Here is a 19879-nt window from a genome sequence, read left to right as displayed (position 1 = left end):
TATCCCGAGGGCTGACACCCTCGGCTATTATATTGTCACCCTTTCAGGGTTTAGGATTTATTTGTGAATAATAGTATTGTTTTCGAAGTTTGTTTTCGGTTGGGCTTGACAGGATTGTTGTAAAAGGAACAATAATACCGCCAAAATCAAGATGTATATATTCCTATTTTCCTAGGTTTGGCACCCTCGGTTACAAAAACGACACTCCTACGGAGTTTGGGAGGCTTGAAATTCGGTGTTTTTTTTGTATTGGTTTTTTGATGTCTTAATTTAAAAATGTTTCCGGAATTAACGCTTTGCTTCCGGTAAGGGTTTGTTGGTTATGGTAAGGATTCCTGCTTTGCTTATAGTCCTTTGCAAATATTTCAATCCAAGGGATTGTAGAAGTGGCTGGAAAATTAAATAGTTAATTTTAATACTTATATATTAAAAATAATGTAAATAAATCTAATTTATGTTGTGGTAATTTTAATTTAATGGAATTTTTATTAACTTTGACATATCAAACAAAGACAAAAGGTCTTTGGGTAGTGAAGGGAAGCTTTATTACTGATATATACTGTAGGATGATGAAACTGGCAGACATGCCCTCCTGTCTCGGGGGTGGAGATCACAGGATAAAGAAGATATCGAGCTCGTATTTTTCCTAACTGCTCCGTGGAGGTTCGACTCCTTCTCCTACAGCAGGTTATTTTGGGTTTATTGTTAATTGACTAAAGCTATGAGATTTTATTTCATGGCTTTTTTTTGTTGCTATTTTTTTATGTGTCAAACGTTCAGGCTTGCTGCGTGGATATTGTTTTTTCCAACTCTGATTATTCGATTAAAGATGGAATTCTTCGAATATAATTGCCGATTGGAAGTTAGGGTGTGGGAAAAATGGACTCATGAATTTTTTTGTTATTGAAAATGTAAGTATTTTTAGATAAAGCTTATGGTGCCATTTAATCTTGAAATGAAATGAGCTATTTTCGAAACGACCCTTTGAAAAAGTGTTTTTTTAGCTTTTCTCCTTTATTTTCTATACTACTATATAGTTTGTTATTCCAATTTGAAGTAGGAAGCCAAAACGTGAATAGGCTACTCTTTAAAAATCCCTCCGGAAGTTTTAAATTGGTAAAAGAAGCAGATGATACTAAATTTAAAGTAGATTCTTTGCCTTTTAATGTTAATGGGCTAGCCAATGAAGACCTACTGATAAAATTTTTTGAAGGGGATTTTATTAATATCCCTTTTGATAGAGACTCACGGTTTTTTTCTTCTTTGTATAGTGCATACCTCAATAGCTATGCTAGAAAATGTGGGGATGTTTTACCAGCAAATAAAGTTGAAATGACCCGTGAGGAATGTGTTACAGAACAAGTAACTCGGGATAGGTATGGCGTTGAGCTTAGCAGATATTGTGTGGAATGGGTGACAGTAGGTACAGGCTTATATGCCAAGCCGGACATGTATGATGGGAAATTGGCTTTGGAAAAAATTCAGTCTGCAGATGTTTTCAGGAATGTTTTTGCTGTAATCAGCCAGAATAATGGGATAGAAGGAATGATGGACATGGTGGTAGACGTGCAGAAGGTTATAAGTGACATGAATGAGCTTATGGTATTGAATGAATGCAATAGTCCCGGATTGATTCGCTTTGAGGAGAACTTGAAACTTTTTGCCCTGAACAAACAACCTGTAAAACTAAGGGCGGCAAATGAGGTACAACCTGCAACTATTTCCACAGGTGGCTCTGGGACATTTAAGGATCAAAATTACCTTCAATTAATAGATGATTTAATCAGTGATCATTCCAAAGGTTGGGTAATGAATAGGTATCAAAAAGGGAGTGTGAGCAATGTTTCAGTAGTGTCCAGAGATGAAAGTGGTAGACCAGCAAAGATTAAAGCCAACTATATTTTTGCCGGTTTTTCAGGAAAAAGAAATGGTGCTGTTACGCTTACTTTTACCAATGGTTTACCGGAATGTATGTTTTTCTTCGACTTTCCCAATACTTGTAGAACGCCTAACAGGAGAATAGTAGCTGCTTATGACAACTATGGTTATGATCAATAAATGGCTTTTTAAAAATATTAACTCCCATTTATTAATAGTATCCAGCTTAAAATTTATCTCCCGATTTTTTGAGGAAGCATGGTCATAAAATTGATTACTTGGTTTTAGGTGATAGACGGGTGCCACATCGCCTGCAAAAGATTGCATCCAAACTATGATTGTTTAGTTGACAGGCATTGCAGGTTTTTAAATCCGGGAAATTTTTTATCTCATCAGCATTTCTTGCGGAAACCAGTTCAGAGGTGACAATACCTGTGGGTACTGCAATGATGGCATAACCGATTAGCATAATCAATGAAGCCATGAATTGACCGAAATCTGTTGCCGGAGCAATGTCTCCATACCCAACTGTAGTTAAGGTGACGATTGCCCAATACATGGACCTGGGTATGGAGGTAAAGCCACTTTCAGGTCCTTCAATGATATACATGACAGAACCCATTACCAAGACGATGGTCAGAACCGATCCCACGAAAATTTGGATTTTAGCCCTGCTGTGTTTTAAGGCATCCGTTAACCGTGAAGCTTCTCTAAGGTATTCAGGAAGTTTAAGAATTCTCAATATTCTCAAAAACCTAAGGGCCCTAATAACAGTAAGGTATTGGGTTTGATATAGAAATAAGCTTAAATAAGTTGGTAAAATAGCTAGCAAATCTACTATACCATAAAAACTAAATAAATAGCCTGTCTTTTTGTTGCTTAACCAGATACGTAATAAATATTCGATGGAAAAGATGAGGGTAAAAAACCATTCCAGCCAATACAAGAGTGGACCAAAGTTGTCATGAATTTGCTGAACGGAGTCTAAAATTACAATTACCACACTTAATAGAATCATAACCAATAAAACCAGATCAAAGGCTTTAGAGGCACGGTCATCGGATTCGTATACAATATGTGCCAGTCGTTGTTTTGAGGGTAAGGAAATCATATCTGGTAAACTTGTTCCCGGTCCAAGGACCAATACGAAAATGGGTTGTTTTAATTACAACCCGAAATAGGCAAAAATAAGCTCATGCATTTCGTCGAGTTTAAGTGCCTAATTTACAAATAACCTAATTAAGTAAACAAGATAAAAATTTTCCTATCCCGGATTCGGTGAAAGTGATTCAAAGATATGGCTTCTAAGCCTTCGAGAGGGGTTTGTAAAATAAACAGATGAAGAAATTTGCTGAGACATTGGGTTGATATCTAAAGATAGCAGATGCCGATACCTTAGCCCGGAAACAAAAATTTAATTTGAAAACCTGATTAAAATCATGTATTGGCCAAAACAGGTAAATTTTTGATCTATAAAGCTTTTTTAAAAATAAGAATGGTTATTTTTGGTAAAGAAATTTTTACTAAACAGATAGCAGTATGGACCTAAAATTATTTAAACAGCTTAGAGAAAATTATGAGAAGTTTATTGCGGGGGCAGAAAAAGCAATAAATGGGGACAATGCGAAAGACCAAACCAGGTCTATCTTTTTTGACCGTAAAACACTTGAAGAGTTATTGGCCAAAACAGATAAAAAGGAGGGTGGTATAAAAATCTACCTAGGAATGTATGACAAAGAAACGGTAAAAGTGAGGGGGGAAAAGGAAAATAGCGATGATTATATCGGTAAATTGACCCTTATTTTGGAAGCTTCTAATGATAACTCCAGTACCACAGATGAATCCTGGATCATGAATGGGGGTAAAATATGTCCTCCAAACTGTAATTAATACAACACTTTAAAAACAATGATTGCTTAGCCATGACCTTTTATGCTTACCTTTCTTGTATAATCGTTGGCCTTTTGCTGTCATTGTTTTTTTTCTTTTTCAAGAGGAAATATCAATTGCATGAAAAGTCCCATGATTTCATCTTTTTTCTCATCTCTTATGTGTTGAGTTTTGAGCTCTACGCATTTTTTTTGGTGGAACATGGAGAGAAAAATGTTTTGGTTTACAATATTTTCTTTGTTTTTGGTGAGACCATATTGATCTTAATTTACTTGGGAACCCTAATAGAAGCCAAAAGGATTAAAAGGAATGTCATTTATTTTGTTGCTTTCTTTGTGGCTTGGGCCGTAATAAATACCCTTTTTATTCAGCCTCCGACTCAAATGTTTCAACAGTACACTCATTTGCTAGGGAGTTTGGGCGTGGTCCTTTTTAGTTGTTATTTGATGTATTCATTATTTATGGCAGATAAGGCGGGAAATGCTTCTTTGCTAAGTGTGCCTCATTTTTGGAACATTGCCGCCATCTTATTTTTCTACTCCGGAAGTTTTATATACTTTGGATCCTTGAATGTAACTTGGGGGTTGGATCAATATTACCTAACAATATTGGCATCTGTAAACCGGTTTTTTGCAGCGACTTTATATCTTATTTTTGGGTTTTCTTATTATTCACCCTTGATTTTTTCTACGAAAAGTGATTGAAGACAATTCTCAACAAACCTTTTTCGCTATACTCACAGGAGTGATTCTTATGGTAATTATGGCGGCATTTATCATTGCCATTGTTATCGTTCATCGCCAAAGACAAATCAAAAACAGACATAAATTACAGATTATAAAGGCTGATTTTAAAAACACCATTTTGAATGCAGAAAAAGAAATCAGAGAAAATACCTTGCATTATGTCAGTCAGGAGCTGCACGACAATATTGGACAGCTCTTATCCTTGACAAAAATAGTATTGAATAATCCTGACCCGGCATCGGTATTTGAAGGGAAAAAACTTATCAATAAGATCATTAAGGAAGTTCGGAGTTTGTCCCGTTCCATTAATAAAGATTACATCAACGATGTGAAATTTGAAGAATTTCTGGAAGAAGAATTATGTAAGATTCAAAAAACAGGGTTTTGTGAGGTTCTCTTTGAAAAGGAAGGAGCGCCAATTGATTTTATTGAAGGAGATAAAAAACTAGTGCTAATAAGATTGGTACAGGAGTGTTTAAACAATGCGATCAAGCATGCCTCCCCAACATTGATTGCTATTAAAATTAAAAATCCGGGAGAAAAAATGATATTGTCCGTAGAAGATGACGGTGAAGGGTTTGATATGGAACGTGTTTCTCAAGGTCTAGGACTTAGGAATATACATTCCAGAGTACAGGCTATTAATGGTAAAGTGCAGATAGATTCAGAAATAGGGAAAGGTACCCGAATAGAGATAGAATTGGAAAATGACAAATAATACCAGAATTTTATTAGCAGATGACCACAAGTTATTTGCTGCCGGGATAGAAAGATTACTTTCAAATGAACCGGATTTTGTAGTAGAGAAAGTGGTTCATAATGGCAAAGAGGCAATCGCTGCCATTCAAGAGAAAAAGGTGGATCTGATCATCACGGACATGAACATGCCCGGTGTTAATGGATTAGATATTCTTCAATACATTAAAAAGAAAAGATGGAAAGTGAAAACCATTGTACTTTCTATGTATGATGATGAAGAGATTTTTAAGAAGTGCATCAAACAAGGGGTAAATGCCTATGTACTAAAAAATGCCGATCCTGAAGAATTGATTTATACCATCAGAGAAGTGATGGAGGACAGATACTTGGCCAATTTTGAACATGTGTTGAACCAGGCCGAAGAAGGGGATGAATTTGAGCAATATGACCATTTTAAGGCTACCTTTAAACTCTCTAAAAGAGAGTTGGAAATTCTAAGGTGGATAGTAAAAGGGAGGACCAATAAGGAAATTGCCGAAGAATTGTACCTAAGTATTCATACCGTGGAAACCCACCGCAAGCATTTGCACCAAAAATTAAAGGTGTCTTCTGTTACTGAGCTTGTAAAAAAAGCTTTGGAAATGGGTTTGTAGAATAATGCTTTGTTTGAAAAAACTGGTAGGGATGCTTTGTGCATCCCTTTTTTTATGATTTGAACTTAGCGATTGGAGTGATCCCACCTTTCGTTTTTTGGTTGATGTCTACCAGTATTTCAGCATCTAAGGGGACAAAGACATCTACCCTGGAGCCAAACTTAATAAATCCAAACTCTGCGCCTTGTGTTACAGGATCCCCTTCTTTTACATACCATTTAATTCGCCTTGCCATTGCTCCTGCGATCTGACGCATCATCAATTGTACCCCACTAGGGTGTTCAATTACCAAAGAGGTACGATCGTTTTCCAGACTGGACTTGGGGTGCCAGGCTACCAAATATTTTCCCGGATGGTATTTAAAGTATTTTAAAATGCCACTAACTGGAGACCTGTTGACATGGACATTTATTGGAGACATAAAAATGGATATCTGTATCCTTTCTTCTTTGAGATACTCCTCTTCTACGGTATTTTCTATGACCACTACCTTACCATCTGCTGGCGCATAAATCAGTTCATGATCATTTGGAACAGGAATGGCAGGGTTTCTGAAAAATTGTAATATGGCCAGGTAGAGCAAAATGCTCCCTATAAGCACCAGGTTAATCACCAATTTCTCTACCGGTGCTAAATAACTGATGGCAAAGTTAATCACGGCCAAAATAATTAACATCCAAAATAATAATGATCTACCCTCTTTATGAATGGTCATAACAATTTAGCATTTAATTTTTTTCAATTCCAGCTTTCTAAAAAGTAGCCAAGATTAAGTGTCCTCAATATATTTTTGAGATTACAATATTAGGACTTTTTAGAGCAATTATTAAAATATTTTCAAAAAGGCAATAATAAAAGGTGTGGAAAGCAATAGTCCGTCAAAACGATCCATAAAACCTCCATGACCCGGTAATCCTTTTCCTGAATCTTTAATTGCAATGCTCCTTTTGAAAAGCGATTCAATTAAATCTCCATAAGTGCCGGCGATAATAATAATGGTCATGATACAAAACCATTGCCATTCCGGCAATACTGTGAAGTTTTTTGATATAAAATACGTGACAATAATAGCTGCAAATGCTCCGCCAAGACTTCCTTCCCAGGATTTTTTTGGAGACACACGTTCAAATAACTTCGTTTTACCAAATTTGGTTCCTGCAAAATATGCCCCAGAATCACTAGCCCATAACATCAATAACGAGCCAATTATGATTTCAAAATGGAAAGTATTGTCCACAGAAAATGCAGCTACCGTGAGTAATGAAAAAGGAAGTGCCACGTAAATTATCCCTAATATGGTATAGGCTATTCCTGTAAATGGCTTTTTATCTGTTTTTTTATAGAGTTTGATAAAAAATATCATGGACACTAAAGGAAAAACCAGAAAATAATAAGCCATTGGAATGATTTTCATTTCCTCTAAAAAGGTAAATGAGAATACCAAAAGCCCAATAAATGTGCCAAAGCTTTTTAGCGGCAACATGCCGTCAAGTCCACAGAGTTTATAAAACTCCATCTGGGTAAATGCTAGAATGATAGCAAAAACAAAAAAGTAAGACCACTCACTATATACAGTACTGCCAATAATGATAATTGTGCCCAAAATGGCTGTGATTATCCTTTGGCCCAGATTACTGTAATTACTTATACTAAAACGAGATTTCATTTTCTACGATATTTAATGCCCTTTGGGCTTCTTCCGCCAGCACCATCACTTCGATGTTTCCGTGGATTTTATAAACCGGGTCTTTTTTATTAACAATGACCGCGGTGATACCTTTTTCTTCTAGCACTCCTTTTACTATTTCCGCCCTTATTGGGGTACTCGACTCAAAAACCCTCTGCCATTTACTCATAAATCTGTTTTTTATTTGATTTAATAAACCAATTCCAACATAAGAGAAAGATTACTATGCCTATAATTACATACTCCCAATACAACGTATCGGTATCTTCTAGGTCAAACTCCATTAGTCCGAGTTTGTTGAAGTAAACCATAGTAACGGTTAAAGTATTGTTAAGGATATGTGCAATGATGGGATACAGTAAAGACCCGGAATACAGGTACAGGTAACCAAATAAAGCTCCCAGCATTAGTCTGGGTAGAAAACCGTAAAATTGAAAGTGAATGGCTGAGAAAATAAAAGCGGTGATCCATACACCCCAATGGGCATTTCCTGTATATTGATGCATTTTGGGTTGTACAATTCCCCTGAATAAATACTCCTCTCCTATACCTGCCAACACACCGATAACCAATACCCCCAAAAGGAATTCACCAGTATTTTCAAAGTCCGTAAGGTATTTTGTCAACTCCATCAATTGATCTTCCTTGGCTCTGAAAGAAGCCTCTAGGCCGCTAAGGGCCTCCGGGAATTCAACATTCATATTGAGGTAAACCAACAATGAATTGAAAAGGATAAAGCCTATTAGCATGGGAATCACAATCCAAAGCTGTTCTATTTTTTCCGGCTTCAATTGCTTATCGAAGCGCAAGGTTTTCCTGTCTACAAAGCGGATAAATATCCAACCCCCCACAAAGAAACCGAGCCCCCCACCTAAACCTTGGATAAAAAGAAAGGCCATCCTGGCATTTGGATGGTCAAGGGAGGCACCGAGTAAATAAGGAACTTGCTCAAAAGAAATCCCAAATAGAAAAGGCAACAAGCCCAAAGCTGCTGTTTGAAGTATAGCAAGGGCTCCAAATACGATTAGCACCAAAACAGTAAACGAGAGCAACCATGGTTGCCTGTTAGATTGTCCTGGTTGATTTTCATATATTTCCATATTAGGAGTAAATTTACAGTAATTAGTGTGCACCACAAGATACTTTTGTTTTTTGGAAATAAATTAATTTGGATAAAATGAAAGACAATCGTGGCAATGTTATTGATATTCAACTAAAAACACTCATTTTTGCAAAAAATTTCAGCTTGTGATTAAAATAGGAGATTTAAATTTAGGGGACTTTCCATTGCTGTTGGCTCCTATGGAGGATGTTAGTGATCCGCCTTTTAGAGCGGTATGTAAAACCAATGGTGCAGATTTAATGTATACCGAATTCATCAGCTCTGAAGGCTTGATTCGTGATGCGGCCAAATCTGTTCAAAAATTAGATGTATACGATTATGAAAGGCCTATAGGGATACAAATTTTTGGAAATGAAATATCCTCTATGCGAGAAGCTGCAGCCATAGCAGAGGAGGCAGGGCCTGATATTTTGGACATCAATTATGGTTGCCCGGTCAATAAAGTGGCTTGCAAAGGTGCCGGTGCCGGCATTTTATTGGATATAGACAAAATGGTGGCCATGACGGCCGAAATAGTAAAAGCCGTAAAAATTCCTGTAACTGTCAAGACCAGGTTGGGTTGGGATGAGAATACCATAAGGATCAATGAAGTTACTGAAAGGTTGCAGGATGTAGGTATACAGGCCATCAGTATTCATGCCCGCACCAGAAAACAAATGTATAAAGGTGAGGCGGATTGGTCTTACTTGGCTGAAATTATGAAGAACAGCAGGATAAAAATCCCTGTTTTTGGTAATGGAGACATAGACAGCCCGCAAAAAGCCAAGACCTATAAAGAAAAATATGGTGTAGATGGCTTGATGATTGGCCGAGCGGCCATAGGATATCCTTGGATATTTAATGAGATCAAGCACTACTTGCAAACGGGAAAGCTTTTGGCTGTGCCTGATATGGAGGAAAGGGTGAAAGTAGCTAAAAAGCACTTGGATTTTTCTGTTGAATGGAAAGGAGAGAAACTTGGGGTGCTGGAAATGAGAAGGCATTATACCAACTATTTTAGAGGTATTCCGCATTTCAAACCTTACCGTACCTCTCTGGTGACTACTGATGAATACGCGAAAGTGAATGATATTTTAGAAGAAATATCTACGGTTTTTGCCGATGAGGTTTTTTAAAGAAGCTTGGCTAAATGGCCGTAATTAGGGTTCAAAAATAGAATGAAGTGCCGGTAGCAAAAAAGATCCAAGACCAAAAAGCCAAGCACTGGGCCATGTTAGTGTTGCTGGCCTTGATTTGGGGGAGTTCTTTTATCCTTATCAAAAAATCATTGGTGGTGTACTCACCGGGGGAGGTAGGGGCATTTAGAATTCTTTCGGCTGCCTTGGTTTTGTTACCGTTAGGTGTTTCCAAATTAAAATTGCTTAACCGAAAGCAACTGGGCTATTTGCTTTGCATCGGATTCTTGGGGAGTTTTGTTCCAGCCTTTTTATTTGCCACTGCACAAACGCGGCTTTCCAGTTCTTTGGCAGGAGTTATCAATGCACTTACTCCTTTAATGGTTGGTATAATTGGAGCATTATTGTTCAAAACAAAGATCTCCAGACAAAATGCGATAGGTTTGATAATTGCTCTTTTGGGTGTTTGTATATTGGTTTTGGCAGGGAATTCAGGAAGTCCGGATATTTTCAGGGAATTTAATCTTTATGGTTTGTTGGTAGTGTTGGCTGCGATATGTTATGGCTTCAATGTCAATATAATTAAGTATAAAATCAAGGAAATAAAACCAACCCTAATTACCGCTATTTCTTTGATGATGGTATTGCCCATCTCAGCCATTTATTTGTTTGGGTTTACCCAATTTTCTTTTAAGCTGTTGCATGCTGAAGGCGCATGGCAGGCAGCCGGATATATCGCTTTTCTCGGTGCTGTTGGCACAGCAGCAGCCCTGGTTCTCTTTAATTCAATCGTGAAATTGGTCACACCTGTTTTTGCCAGTTCTGTAACCTATATCATTCCATTGGTGGCCATCTTTTGGGGAGTTTTGGACGGAGAATCTTTGTTTCCCCTGCATTATTTGGGCATATTTGCTGTAGTGGTGGGCGTATGGATTGGAAATCGAAAAGCAAAAGCCGTAGCCTAACCAAAAGGAAAGCGTATATTTATTTTTAAAGTAATATTTATTGTTGTTTCCATATTGAAAGACCATGTTCGATAATTTCTTAAATATTGATATTGAGCCGGAATTAAGGAACCGGATTCTACAGACAATACTGATAGGATTCGTAATGTGGCTGATCAATAAAATCTCCCTGAAATTGATTTACAGGGGAGATGCCATGGAATTGAGGAGGCAATATCATTATCGAAAGTTTATAGAGTACACCTCCTTTATTATTGGTATACTGATTATAGGAAACCTTTGGATAGGCAATTTTCATTCTGTGACCACATTTCTAGGCCTGTTGTCTGCAGGTATAGCCATCGCCTTGAAAGATATCTTTGTCAACATTGCCGGTTGGGCCTTTATTTACCTTCGCAAACCTTTTGATGTGGGAGATAGGATTCAGATTGGAGAGGTGCAAGGGGATGTGATTGACCTTCGGTTGTTTCAATTTTCTTTGCTGGAAATCGGCAACTGGGTGGATGCTGACCAAAGTACAGGCAGGGTCATTCACGTACCCAATGGAAAAGTTTTTATGGATGCCCAAGCCAATTATTCCACCGGGTTTAATTATATCTGGAACGAACAGAATATCTACATTACCCTTAGGAGCGACTTCAAGAAAACCAAAGAAATACTACTGGAAATACTAAATAGCCACTTGCAGGAGGACTTAAAAAAGGCAGAGAAGGTCTTTCGAAAAGCCAAACAGGATCATTTGATTGTATACAAACAATTTACTCCGATGATTTTTACCAAAATCACTGAGCGTGGTGTGCAGCTTTCCATGCGATACCTTTGCGACCCAAAGAAACGTAGGATGTTTGAACATGCCATTACAGAAAGTATACTAGAGCGTTTAGGGCCTGAGAACAATATTCGCCTGGCTTATCCTACCTCAACAGTATTGCTTCACCAAGATAAGGTTCATCCCGAAACCAATCCCAACCGTTAGGCTTATATCAAACCGTAAGCGTGTAGAATTTATTCGTGAATGATCTTATAGATGGGTTATCAAGTGCCTATAGTGGTTTTAATTTTGGCATTTGAGCGATTAATATTTTAGCCAATTCGTAAGCTATTCCGCCAACCAAAAAAATAAAGGCTTCTTCATAAAAAGGGCCTTTAAAGTTAATGTATAAAAATAATGCTAACGCATGAACCATCCAGAAACTTCGGTTTCTTTCAGAAATCCGTTCCGTGATGGCAAGTAAAAAGATTGCTCCAGAAGCATACAATAATGCCATTCCAAAAATTGAATACAATTCATTTCTAGAAAATTCTATTGAAAATAAAATAAGAAGATTGAGCATTGTAAGCAATTTCCAAAAAGGCTTATCCACTTTACCTCCGAATATATTCCCTAAAATTAAAATTGCTAAATGAATTCTGATATAAGGTGCATTAAAAACACCATAGAAAAGGCTTATTGTTAAAAAAACGATTGAAATGGAAAACAAGGCCCATAGTATTTTTTCTTTTTTATAAGGGTAATCATCCAAATAAAAATCAATTATAGCAATCAAAGAAAAGTGGACGATCTGCCATAAGATTAACTTTAAAGGAATCAGCTCACTGATCTCATTATAATATAGAACAAGGACCAGTATAGTTTGGAAGAAGAAATTAATCTTTCTTTTTGATAGATCTGAATTGAAAAAAAGTCTATTCATCAATTAAATGTTAAAAATCCAGAAAAAAATGGGAAAAAAATAATTTCTCAACTAAAAATTATCCACAAGTTAAGGAGTACGAATAAAATCGAAAATTATTTAATTTAGAAGGTAAATAATAATGATTGAAGGCAACCCAATCGAGATTTAATAGCGTTCTTTTTACTTAAAAAATGGGTTTACTAAGAAAGGACACTTTTCAATATAAACCTTAGAAGTCAATACAGAGAACTTGTAATTTACATTATCGAGGAATTGGTTCGAAGATATAAGTGGCTATCAAGAAAGAAACTACCGAAAGAACGAAGCCAAACATAAAGAAATTGTAGGACTTTCTGAGCAATAGGTATTTTTTTGAAAGGACAATTCCTAAATGATAAATGTCGGTAATCATGCTGTCATATAAGTATACTCCATCATTCATCAATGAATGCATGCCTTCTTTGTATTCAGGTAATGACATTTCATGAAAATTACCGAAGTAAAGCAGGTTGCCTTGTTTTTTGCTGATATCTGCCTTGGCTACAATCCCTTGGGTAACATTGGGGCGGGTGGCCAAAATGGCAAATACCATGGCAATAAGGCAAGTTATAATTAACATTAAAATTGGAACCAAATAATAGGGATATTCTTCAATAACCCGCAGGTAAACTGCCACAACGATAGATATGATAATAGAATTAACAGAAATCATAATATTGGCTTTATTGTCTGCAAGGGCAGAAAGTGCCAAATGATTTTTTGAGGTTATCCGAAACATAGTTTCAACACCCCGTTCTGATTTCTTTTTGTTTTTATCTTTTTTTTTACCTTCTAGTTTGGCTTTTGATTGGGCTTCCGCTTCCTTAATCTTCAGTTCGATAGATTTTAAATTGGCCTCCTTTCCGGGCTGAAAATTGATCTTGGCGTATTCTGTATGATAGTGGTGAGCCAGCATGAAAATCTTGCTTTCTTTTAGCCAGTCAAGTAAAGAAGTTTTTCCAAATCCAAGATTTGCTTTCTCTTTTTTTAAAAGGATGGTTTGATCAAAATAATGCTCTGAACTTAGGTGATACAAATCGGCATCACAGATGATCTTTTCCAAAAGATTTTTGGGGGATTGAGGCATTTTTGTCGCTAGAATTAAAGCTTTGATTCGGTCAATCCTCTCTTGTTTCAGCCCCAACTCTATCAGGTAATCCTGAGCCATTTCAGAACCCTTTACTTCATGCCCCTCTCCTTTGACCTCCCAATAACCGATATCGTGCATCCATCCTGCTACATATAAATCTTCTCTGTCCCCTTCACTTAAATTATAGTAGGCCCCTATTTCGGCAACTTTCTCGACAATTTGCAATGAATGATCCATGTTGTGGTAACAGACCTCTGACTTTTGCCTGTTTTCAAACATTTTCCTGATCCAGGATTCGAATTTTTCTAGTTGCTTATCCAAGGTGATTTACTAATTTTGATAGTACTAACTTCAAGGTAATTAATTACAATTGAATAATGGTAAATTTTTCACAGATTTTAACCTTTATCATTCTGACAAATATGCAGTGTACTTCCATTGCAGAAAGAGTGAAAGGTGATACGTTTCCGTCAGCTTATGACTTAAACGATTATACGGAAATAGTATTGCCAGACAGAATGGAAGAAGTGTCGGGGTTAGAATGGGTAGGTGATAACCTGCTGTTGGCCGTTGAAGATGAATCTTCAATTATTTATAGCCTATCACCGGAAACCGGTGAGATCTTAGACCGTCAAAAGTTTGCCAAAAATGCCGACATTGAAGACATCGCCTGGGTCAATGACAGGGCTTGGGTCTTGCAAAGCAATGGGACACTTTATGAGGTTACTTCTCCATTTACTAAAGAATCTGCAAGTAAAAAATATACTTTTCCAATTAAAAAGAAACGCGACTTGGAGGCCTTGGTTGTTTCTGAGGAAGGAGCGTATATTTATACCTTTTGTAAAACCTGTGAATGGGATAAAAAGGCCAGAGAAACTTCCGTATATCGTTTTGACCTAGGGACCAAAGCTTATGAAGAAGTAGCCCTTAAAACCTTAAAAGCCTCAGAAATTAAAACCATTTTAAAGCTTAAGGGGAAAACAAGTCTGAAAATGGAGCCTGCAGCCGTGGCATTACACCCGATTGAAAACAAATATTATATTTTGTCTTCCACAGGAAAGTGGCTTTTAATTACGGATACTGCATTTAATGCGAAGGAAATTTATGAGTTAAACCCCAAGATTTTTAAACAGCCGGAAGGCATTACTTTTGATCCTAAGGGAAATATGTATGTCTCAAATGAAGCCAGGGGCGGAAAGCCTAATTTGTTAATTTATAAATACAAGCCATAAACTTTTCCTCCTATGAATAAGCTTTTCCTTTTGTTGATATTTTTGTCTTTCTCTACTGCTGAGGCTCAGGAAGCCCCTTCAAAATTCAGGCTTTATTTAATAGGGGATGCAGGAGAGGTTAAAAATGGAACAAATGCTGTAGTGGATGATATCCGCAATAAACTAAAAGCTCAGCCTGATATTCCATCGCATATAGTTTACCTGGGTGATAATATTTACCCGCAAGGGATGCCCAAACGAGATGATGATGAAAGGGCAATGGCGGAATATGTGCTAAAAACCCAGTTGGACCTCTACCAATACTTGTCCGGTAAGATATGGATGATACCGGGGAATCATGACTGGAAAAAAGGCAAAGAAGATGGGTGGAACAGCATCCTTAGGGCAGAGAAATATGTAGCGGCAAATTATCCTGAGGATAAGGTAAGTTGGGTGCCAAATGGTGGATGCCCCGGGCCGGAGGTGGTGGAGCTAGACAATGAAACCATACTGCTATTGTTGGATAGCCAATGGTGGCTTCATCTCAAGGATAAACCGGGAATTGAATCCGATTGTGAGTACAAAACGGAAGATGAAATTTTAGAAGCCGTAACTTATGTCCTTGAAGAAAATAAGGATAAGGTAGTCTTGGTAGCCATGCACCATCCTTTTCGATCTTACGGACCTCACAATGGCGCTTACAGTTGGAAAGACCACCTCTTTCCCCTTACAGCCCTTTCCCCCAACTTATACCTGCCTTTACCTGTCATAGGCTCGATTTATCCCTTATACCGAACATGGTTTGGCAATATTCAAGATTTGGTCCACCCAAAATATGAGGCCATGGTTGATGCCTTGGAAGCAATTTTTGAAACACACCCCAACTTGATACAAGTTGCCGGACACGAACATGGCTTGGCCTATACCCAGGAGGATAACATAAGTTTTATAATCAGTGGTGCAGGTGCCAAACATACCACTGTAAAAAAGCACCATGATGCAGATTTTATCTATCCATCTCAGGGATATGCTGTTTTGGATTTTAATGCCAATCATGAAGTGAATTTGACTTTTTTTGACCCCTCAAAAAAAGAGGCATTGTATAAAAAGCAACTGGTAGCACCATTTGCAAGTGATGAGACTGCTCTAGAGGATTTTGAAAGGAACCTGCCAAAAGAGGTGACGAGACCTATTTCTACTCAATACATCCATGGGAAAGGGTACTATAAATTTCTTGGTAAAAACTACCGAAACACTTGGGCGATTCCTGCTACCTTCGAGACCATAGACCTGTCCACTGCCAAAGGAGGCTTACGCATTGTCAAACAAGGTGGGGGCATGCAGACGCGCTCACTTAGATTAGAGAGTGAAGATGAAAAAGAGTATGTGTTAAGGTCTGTAAATAAATATCCTGAAAATGCCCTTTCGCCGGCCTTACGAGAAACAATAGCCAAACAGGTGGTGGAGGATCAAATATCTTCTTCTCATCCATATGCAGCCCTCGCTGTGGCAAGGCTTGCAGAAGAAGTAGGGGTGGTCCATACCAATCCTAAAATTGTACATCTACCCGATGACCCTATTTTGGGAATCTACCGGGAAAAATATGCAGATAAGCTGTACTTGTTTGAAGAAAGAGAAATAGCCTGGGAGGGTGTGGCAAAGGATTTTAAATTTTTTAGTACGGACAAGATGCTTGGTAAAATTCATGGTGACAATGACCATGAGGTGTTGCAACACAAAGTACTAAAAGCCAGAATATTTGATTTATGGATAGGTGACTGGGACCGACATGATGACCAATGGAGGTGGATCGGTGAAAAAAAGGTGAAAGGCTGGAAGTTTAGCCCGATGCCGAGAGATAGGGACCAGGCGTTTTTTGTAAATGAAGGCCTAATCCCCAAAATTGGCAGCAGGAAATGGTTGGTGCCTAAGTTTCAAGGGTTTGATTATAAAGCCCCTCGTACCATTCCGGGTTTTATGTTTAATGGAAGGTACTTTGACCGAAGTTTTATGAATGAATTGGACAGGGAAGACTGGGAGGAGTCTTTGGACGATGTAATGGCTAAGATTTCCGTAGAAGGGGTAAAATCAGCTTTTCAGGACTGGCCGGATTCGGTTGTGGCCGTTGATGGGGGAGAAATACAAGGTAAATTGTTGCAAAGGAAAACCTGGTTGAAGTCGGGAATGCTTGAATATTACCAATTTCTAGCCAAAGAGGTCGATGTAATTGGGACAGATAAAAATGAGTTATTTAAGGTGGACTACCTCCCTGATGGTCGTGTGGAAGTTTACCTTAGAAAAATTGATAAATCAGGAAACCTTGAACAGGAGCTTTACCGGCGGATTTTCCTACCGAAAGAAACCAATGAAATCCGTTTGTATGGGTTGGAAGGAGATGATATTTTTGAATTTAATGGCGAAGGTACCGGCAAAATAAAAGTCAGGGTGATTCCGGGTCATGGGGAAAAAGTGATTGCGGATAATGGAAGAACAAAAAGAAAGAATACCCTTATTTATCAAAGTCCCAATGAAAAGATGTCTATTGCACTAGGAAATAGTGCGAAAGTCAGACCTGTACCTTCCGAAATAAATTACGATAGAAAAAGCTTTAAATTTGACAAACTCATGCCTTTGGCCTCGGTGGCATACAATAGGGATGACGGGATCTATATTGGTGCAGGGCTATTGTGGGAAAAACAAGGGTTCAAAAAAGAGCCTTTTGCCATCCGTCAGTCTGTGATGAGTAAATTTGCATTTAAAACCAATGCCTTTAATGTGGAGTACAAAGGTCATGCTGTGGATGTGCTGAGAAACTTGGATCTGATATGGAGTGCTGATATTCGCGCCCCACAATACTCTTTCAATTATTTTGGAATGGGGAATGAATCTGTCTACAATAGGGAGTCTTTCGAGATTGCTTATTACAGGGCTAGGTTTAATTGGTATGAGCTTAAAACTGGCTTGCAAACCAAGCTTAGGGAAAGTGGTAATTTAACCCTTGGACCCCAATTTCAGGCTTTTAAATTCGACCCAAATGAAAATGCCAATAAATTTATAACCTCATCGGAGAGTGGCTTGGATCAAGCAGATCTTGATAAGGCCCGGTATTATAGCGGGCTTTTTGCCAAAGTATTTTTTGATACAAGAGATCATGAAAAAATGCCGTCAAGAGGTGTGTTTTTTGAGGCGCAAAGCCAAAAAATGTGGGGTTTAAATGACTATTCAGGAAGTTTTACAAAGATAAATGCTGAATTGGCCATGTATTGGTCATTTCGATATCCTTCTAGATTGGTGTGGGCAACCAAATTTGGTGCAGGGAGAAACTGGGGGAATTACGAGTTTTTTCAAGGTCAAACCTTAGGCGGCACTATTAATTTAAGGGGTTTTAGGAGGTATAGGTTCAATGGATATGCTGTGGCTTATAACAATACGGAAGTGAGGGCTCGCTTATTTAACCTAAAGACTTATGTTTTTCCTGCTACTGTGGGTGTCTTGGCCTTCCATGATATTGGTAGGGTCTGGGGCCGGCAAGAAACGTCGGGTAAATGGCACAATGCAAGCGGAGGTGGAATATGGATGGCTCCGCTGAATCAACTTGTGGCCACTTTTTCTGTAGGTTTTACGGAAGAGGAAACCTTACCTTTCTTCTCTTTAGGCTATCAGTTTTAAGATATCGGCATAACCGACTATTCCCATTCTTCAGAGTGTCAAGCAGTAAGTGAATCAACTGTTTAATTGAGCTACACGATATAGCCTTACGTCTTTACCTTTTCCTTTCAAATGGATGGTACCCACATCATCAATTTTATAAGCCGCTTTGTTTTTTATCAACTTATAAAGGGGCTCAGAGATTAACAGTTGGGCATTGAGTTCATTGCATTTTTCTTGAATTCTGGCGGCAGTATTCAAGGTGTCACCATGATAAGTGATTTCCCGCTTGATGTCCCCAACCTCAGTGATGATAACAGGGCCAATATTTGCTCCGGCCTTAAAGTAAGGAGTAATGCCATATTCTTTTTGGTAATAATCGGTCTTTTTTTTCAGTAGGTCTGTAAATGCAAAAAATGCCTTGAGAAAATTGTCGTTATCGGTTCCTTTTTTTGGGTTCCAACTCACCACTACTTCATCCCCCACATACTGATAAATATCTGCCCGGTATCGATCCACAATTGAGAAATCCTGGTAACAGTTTTGTAAAAAACGACTGTATTCGAGATGGCCGATTCTTTCAGCAAAAGAGGTAGAGCTTTTCAGGTCAATGAACATAAAAATTCGCTCTTCTTCTCGAGGTTTAAAAAATCTTCCACTGAGCATTTTCCATAAATTTCCCGGCCCCAGTTTGTGGTCAATCTCTATCATTACCCTGGACATCCCTGTGGCTACAATTAAATGCACGGCGATGATTACAATCTCCGAAGGTTCAAAGGCTCTTAAAGGTCCATTGTAAAAAAAAGGAACCGTGTGTATGAAAATGAAATCCAGAAAGAGTAAGGTTAATATGATCATTAGGGCCTGCGTAGGGATCCCAATGATAAGGACAATTTTAGGAGAGGTATTGACCAATAATTTTTTTAAAAATAGGATGTCCAACAAACTGGACAATAGGGCTAGCCCAAAGGATCCCAGGAAAATCATTAGGGAAGCAAATTTCACAATTATACCAAAGTTAATATGGGGGGATCCCAATAATTCCAGTTCATACAATTCAGTAAAAATAACCCTACTGTAGGTTGCCAAGGACATAAATATGAACCCTAAAATAAAATAGATTTTAAAGTTCCTAACGATTTCTCTAGATAGCATCCTGAACATTATAATTACTTACTAGTTGAAACATCTTTTCTTGGCTACTTATGGATTCCTTTCCAGGAAGCATATGATTTGCCTTTTTGCCGGTGGCCTGTCTTCCTTTTACATTGTCTTGAAGTTGGCCATTTAATTGAGATAGGAGGAGGGATCTTGCCCTCTCATTATTAATTGGGAAGGCTACCTCGATACGTTTGGATAGATTTCTGGTCATCAAATCAGCTGATGCTAAATAAATCAAAGGTTGCCCGTTGTTTTGAAAATGGTAAATCCGGGTGTGTTCTAGGTATCGATCAACGAT

At 38.0% G+C, this 19879-nt stretch carries 18 protein-coding genes and 1 pseudogene; 10 read left to right on the top strand and 9 right to left on the bottom strand.

Going from position 1 to position 19879, the window contains the following annotated elements; translation table 11 throughout:
* Positions 1-1071: 1071 nt before the first annotated feature.
* Positions 1072-2058, top strand: a complete 987-nt coding sequence (locus AAC037_RS02840) for a hypothetical protein (protein ID WP_339901488.1) — start codon at positions 1072-1074, stop codon at positions 2056-2058.
* A gap of 94 nt (positions 2059-2152) precedes the next feature.
* Here AAC037_RS02840 and AAC037_RS02835 read toward each other — a convergent pair whose 3' ends face one another.
* Positions 2153-2989, bottom strand: a complete 837-nt coding sequence (locus AAC037_RS02835; protein WP_339901486.1) for an ion transporter — start codon at positions 2987-2989, stop codon at positions 2153-2155.
* A 428-nt stretch (positions 2990-3417) separates the two neighbouring features.
* Here AAC037_RS02835 and AAC037_RS02830 point away from each other — a divergent pair, with 428 nt between their 5' ends.
* Genes AAC037_RS02830 through AAC037_RS02815 form a run of 4 tightly spaced genes read left to right on the top strand, consistent with a single transcriptional unit; the run spans position 3418 to position 5866 of the window.
* Positions 3418-3768 (top strand): hypothetical protein, encoded by a 351-nt coding sequence (locus tag AAC037_RS02830; protein ID WP_303615202.1) that lies wholly within the window; start codon positions 3418-3420, stop codon positions 3766-3768.
* Between the two features lie 32 nt (positions 3769-3800).
* Positions 3801-4472: a hypothetical protein gene (locus AAC037_RS02825; protein WP_339901484.1), complete on the top strand. Its 672-nt coding sequence runs from the start codon at positions 3801-3803 to the stop codon at positions 4470-4472.
* Positions 4465-5232, top strand: coding sequence for an ATP-binding protein (locus tag AAC037_RS02820; RefSeq protein ID WP_339901482.1), 768 nt, complete (start codon positions 4465-4467; stop codon positions 5230-5232). Before AAC037_RS02825 ends, AAC037_RS02820 begins: the two co-directional genes overlap by 8 nt.
* Positions 5222-5866: a response regulator transcription factor gene (locus tag AAC037_RS02815; protein ID WP_339901480.1), complete on the top strand. Its 645-nt coding sequence runs from the start codon at positions 5222-5224 to the stop codon at positions 5864-5866. Before AAC037_RS02820 ends, AAC037_RS02815 begins: the two co-directional genes overlap by 11 nt.
* A gap of 52 nt (positions 5867-5918) precedes the next feature.
* Here AAC037_RS02815 and AAC037_RS02810 read toward each other — a convergent pair whose 3' ends face one another.
* From AAC037_RS02810 to AAC037_RS02795, 4 genes are all read right to left on the bottom strand, one after another.
* Positions 5919-6581, bottom strand: coding sequence for a phosphatidylserine decarboxylase family protein (locus tag AAC037_RS02810; protein ID WP_339901479.1), 663 nt, complete (start codon positions 6579-6581; stop codon positions 5919-5921).
* Positions 6582-6692: 111 nt separating this feature from the next.
* On the bottom strand, positions 6693-7532 hold the full coding sequence (locus tag AAC037_RS02805) for a phosphatidate cytidylyltransferase (RefSeq protein WP_339901477.1): 840 nt from the start codon (positions 7530-7532) through the stop codon (positions 6693-6695).
* Complete coding sequence (locus AAC037_RS02800; RefSeq protein WP_339901476.1) at positions 7516-7722, bottom strand: DUF2007 domain-containing protein; 207 nt, start codon at positions 7720-7722, stop codon at positions 7516-7518. The genes AAC037_RS02805 and AAC037_RS02800 overlap by 17 nt, the downstream gene beginning before the upstream one ends.
* Entirely contained in the window at positions 7715-8653 is a 939-nt protein-coding gene (locus AAC037_RS02795; protein WP_339901474.1) for a CPBP family intramembrane glutamic endopeptidase, read from the bottom strand. The genes AAC037_RS02800 and AAC037_RS02795 overlap by 8 nt, the downstream gene beginning before the upstream one ends.
* Before the next feature lie 148 nt (positions 8654-8801).
* Here AAC037_RS02795 and dusB point away from each other — a divergent pair, with 148 nt between their 5' ends.
* The 3 genes from dusB to AAC037_RS02780 all read left to right on the top strand — a co-directional run bounded on the left by dusB (position 8802) and on the right by AAC037_RS02780 (position 11732).
* Positions 8802-9791 carry a tRNA dihydrouridine synthase DusB gene (gene dusB, locus AAC037_RS02790; protein ID WP_339901472.1) on the top strand — a complete coding sequence of 330 codons (990 nt, stop codon included), beginning with the start codon at positions 8802-8804 and terminating at the stop codon, positions 9789-9791.
* Between the two features lie 95 nt (positions 9792-9886).
* Positions 9887-10756, top strand: a complete 870-nt coding sequence (locus tag AAC037_RS02785) for a DMT family transporter (protein WP_339901489.1) — start codon at positions 9887-9889, stop codon at positions 10754-10756.
* Between the two features lie 64 nt (positions 10757-10820).
* Positions 10821-11732: a mechanosensitive ion channel domain-containing protein gene (locus tag AAC037_RS02780; protein ID WP_339901470.1), complete on the top strand. Its 912-nt coding sequence runs from the start codon at positions 10821-10823 to the stop codon at positions 11730-11732.
* Between the two features lie 67 nt (positions 11733-11799).
* On the opposite strand, the gene AAC037_RS02775 is transcribed toward AAC037_RS02780, so the two are convergent.
* Together AAC037_RS02775 and AAC037_RS02770 are read right to left on the bottom strand one after the other, a co-directional pair.
* Positions 11800-12450 carry a hypothetical protein gene (locus AAC037_RS02775; protein ID WP_339901468.1) on the bottom strand — a complete coding sequence of 217 codons (651 nt, stop codon included), beginning with the start codon at positions 12448-12450 and terminating at the stop codon, positions 11800-11802.
* A 244-nt stretch (positions 12451-12694) separates the two neighbouring features.
* Entirely contained in the window at positions 12695-13882 is a 1188-nt protein-coding gene (locus AAC037_RS02770; protein ID WP_339901466.1) for a Pycsar system effector family protein, read from the bottom strand.
* A 101-nt stretch (positions 13883-13983) separates the two neighbouring features.
* Between AAC037_RS02770 and AAC037_RS02765 the strand changes: the two genes are divergently transcribed.
* The gene (locus AAC037_RS02765; RefSeq protein ID WP_339901465.1) at positions 13984-14793 is read left to right on the top strand and encodes an SdiA-regulated domain-containing protein; all 810 of its coding nucleotides are present in this window, start codon (positions 13984-13986) and stop codon (positions 14791-14793) included.
* A 12-nt stretch (positions 14794-14805) separates the two neighbouring features.
* Positions 14806-18441, top strand: coding sequence for a BamA/TamA family outer membrane protein (locus AAC037_RS02760; RefSeq protein ID WP_339901464.1), 3636 nt, complete (start codon positions 14806-14808; stop codon positions 18439-18441).
* Positions 18442-18495: 54 nt separating this feature from the next.
* On the opposite strand, the gene AAC037_RS02755 is transcribed toward AAC037_RS02760, so the two are convergent.
* Complete coding sequence (locus AAC037_RS02755) at positions 18496-19515, bottom strand: adenylate/guanylate cyclase domain-containing protein (RefSeq protein ID WP_339901462.1); 1020 nt, start codon at positions 19513-19515, stop codon at positions 18496-18498.
* Between the two features lie 49 nt (positions 19516-19564).
* Positions 19565-19879: pseudogene (locus AAC037_RS02750) on the bottom strand (polyphosphate kinase 1); the annotation flags it as partial.

It is taken from the genome of uncultured Cyclobacterium sp., assembly GCF_963976465.1.
Lineage (GTDB): Bacteria > Bacteroidota > Bacteroidia > Cytophagales > Cyclobacteriaceae > Cyclobacterium.
Note: the sequence above shows the minus strand (reverse complement) of the source record. Positions and strands in the feature narration are given on the sequence as shown.

Bases quoted from the DNA above. Each gene is read 5' to 3' on its own strand.
- AAC037_RS02800 (WP_339901476.1), bottom strand. From the start codon at position 7,722: ATGAGTAAATGGCAGAGGGTTTTTGAGTCGAGTACCCCAATAAGGGCG.
- AAC037_RS02780 (WP_339901470.1), top strand. From the start codon at position 10,821: ATGTTCGATAATTTCTTAAATATTGATATTGAGCCGGAATTAAGGAAC.
- AAC037_RS02825 (WP_339901484.1), top strand. From the start codon at position 3,801: ATGACCTTTTATGCTTACCTTTCTTGTATAATCGTTGGCCTTTTGCTG.
- AAC037_RS02815 (WP_339901480.1), top strand. From the start codon at position 5,222: ATGACAAATAATACCAGAATTTTATTAGCAGATGACCACAAGTTATTT.
- AAC037_RS02795 (WP_339901474.1), bottom strand. From the start codon at position 8,653: ATGGAAATATATGAAAATCAACCAGGACAATCTAACAGGCAACCATGG.
- AAC037_RS02765 (WP_339901465.1), top strand. From the start codon at position 13,984: ATGCAGTGTACTTCCATTGCAGAAAGAGTGAAAGGTGATACGTTTCCG.
- AAC037_RS02755 (WP_339901462.1), bottom strand. From the start codon at position 19,515: ATGTCCTTGGCAACCTACAGTAGGGTTATTTTTACTGAATTGTATGAA.
- AAC037_RS02805 (WP_339901477.1), bottom strand. From the start codon at position 7,532: ATGAAATCTCGTTTTAGTATAAGTAATTACAGTAATCTGGGCCAAAGG.
- AAC037_RS02835 (WP_339901486.1), bottom strand. From the start codon at position 2,989: ATGATTTCCTTACCCTCAAAACAACGACTGGCACATATTGTATACGAA.
- AAC037_RS02830 (WP_303615202.1), top strand. From the start codon at position 3,418: ATGGACCTAAAATTATTTAAACAGCTTAGAGAAAATTATGAGAAGTTT.
- AAC037_RS02810 (WP_339901479.1), bottom strand. From the start codon at position 6,581: ATGACCATTCATAAAGAGGGTAGATCATTATTATTTTGGATGTTAATT.
- AAC037_RS02785 (WP_339901489.1), top strand. From the start codon at position 9,887: ATGTTAGTGTTGCTGGCCTTGATTTGGGGGAGTTCTTTTATCCTTATC.
- AAC037_RS02760 (WP_339901464.1), top strand. From the start codon at position 14,806: ATGAATAAGCTTTTCCTTTTGTTGATATTTTTGTCTTTCTCTACTGCT.
- AAC037_RS02775 (WP_339901468.1), bottom strand. From the start codon at position 12,450: ATGAATAGACTTTTTTTCAATTCAGATCTATCAAAAAGAAAGATTAAT.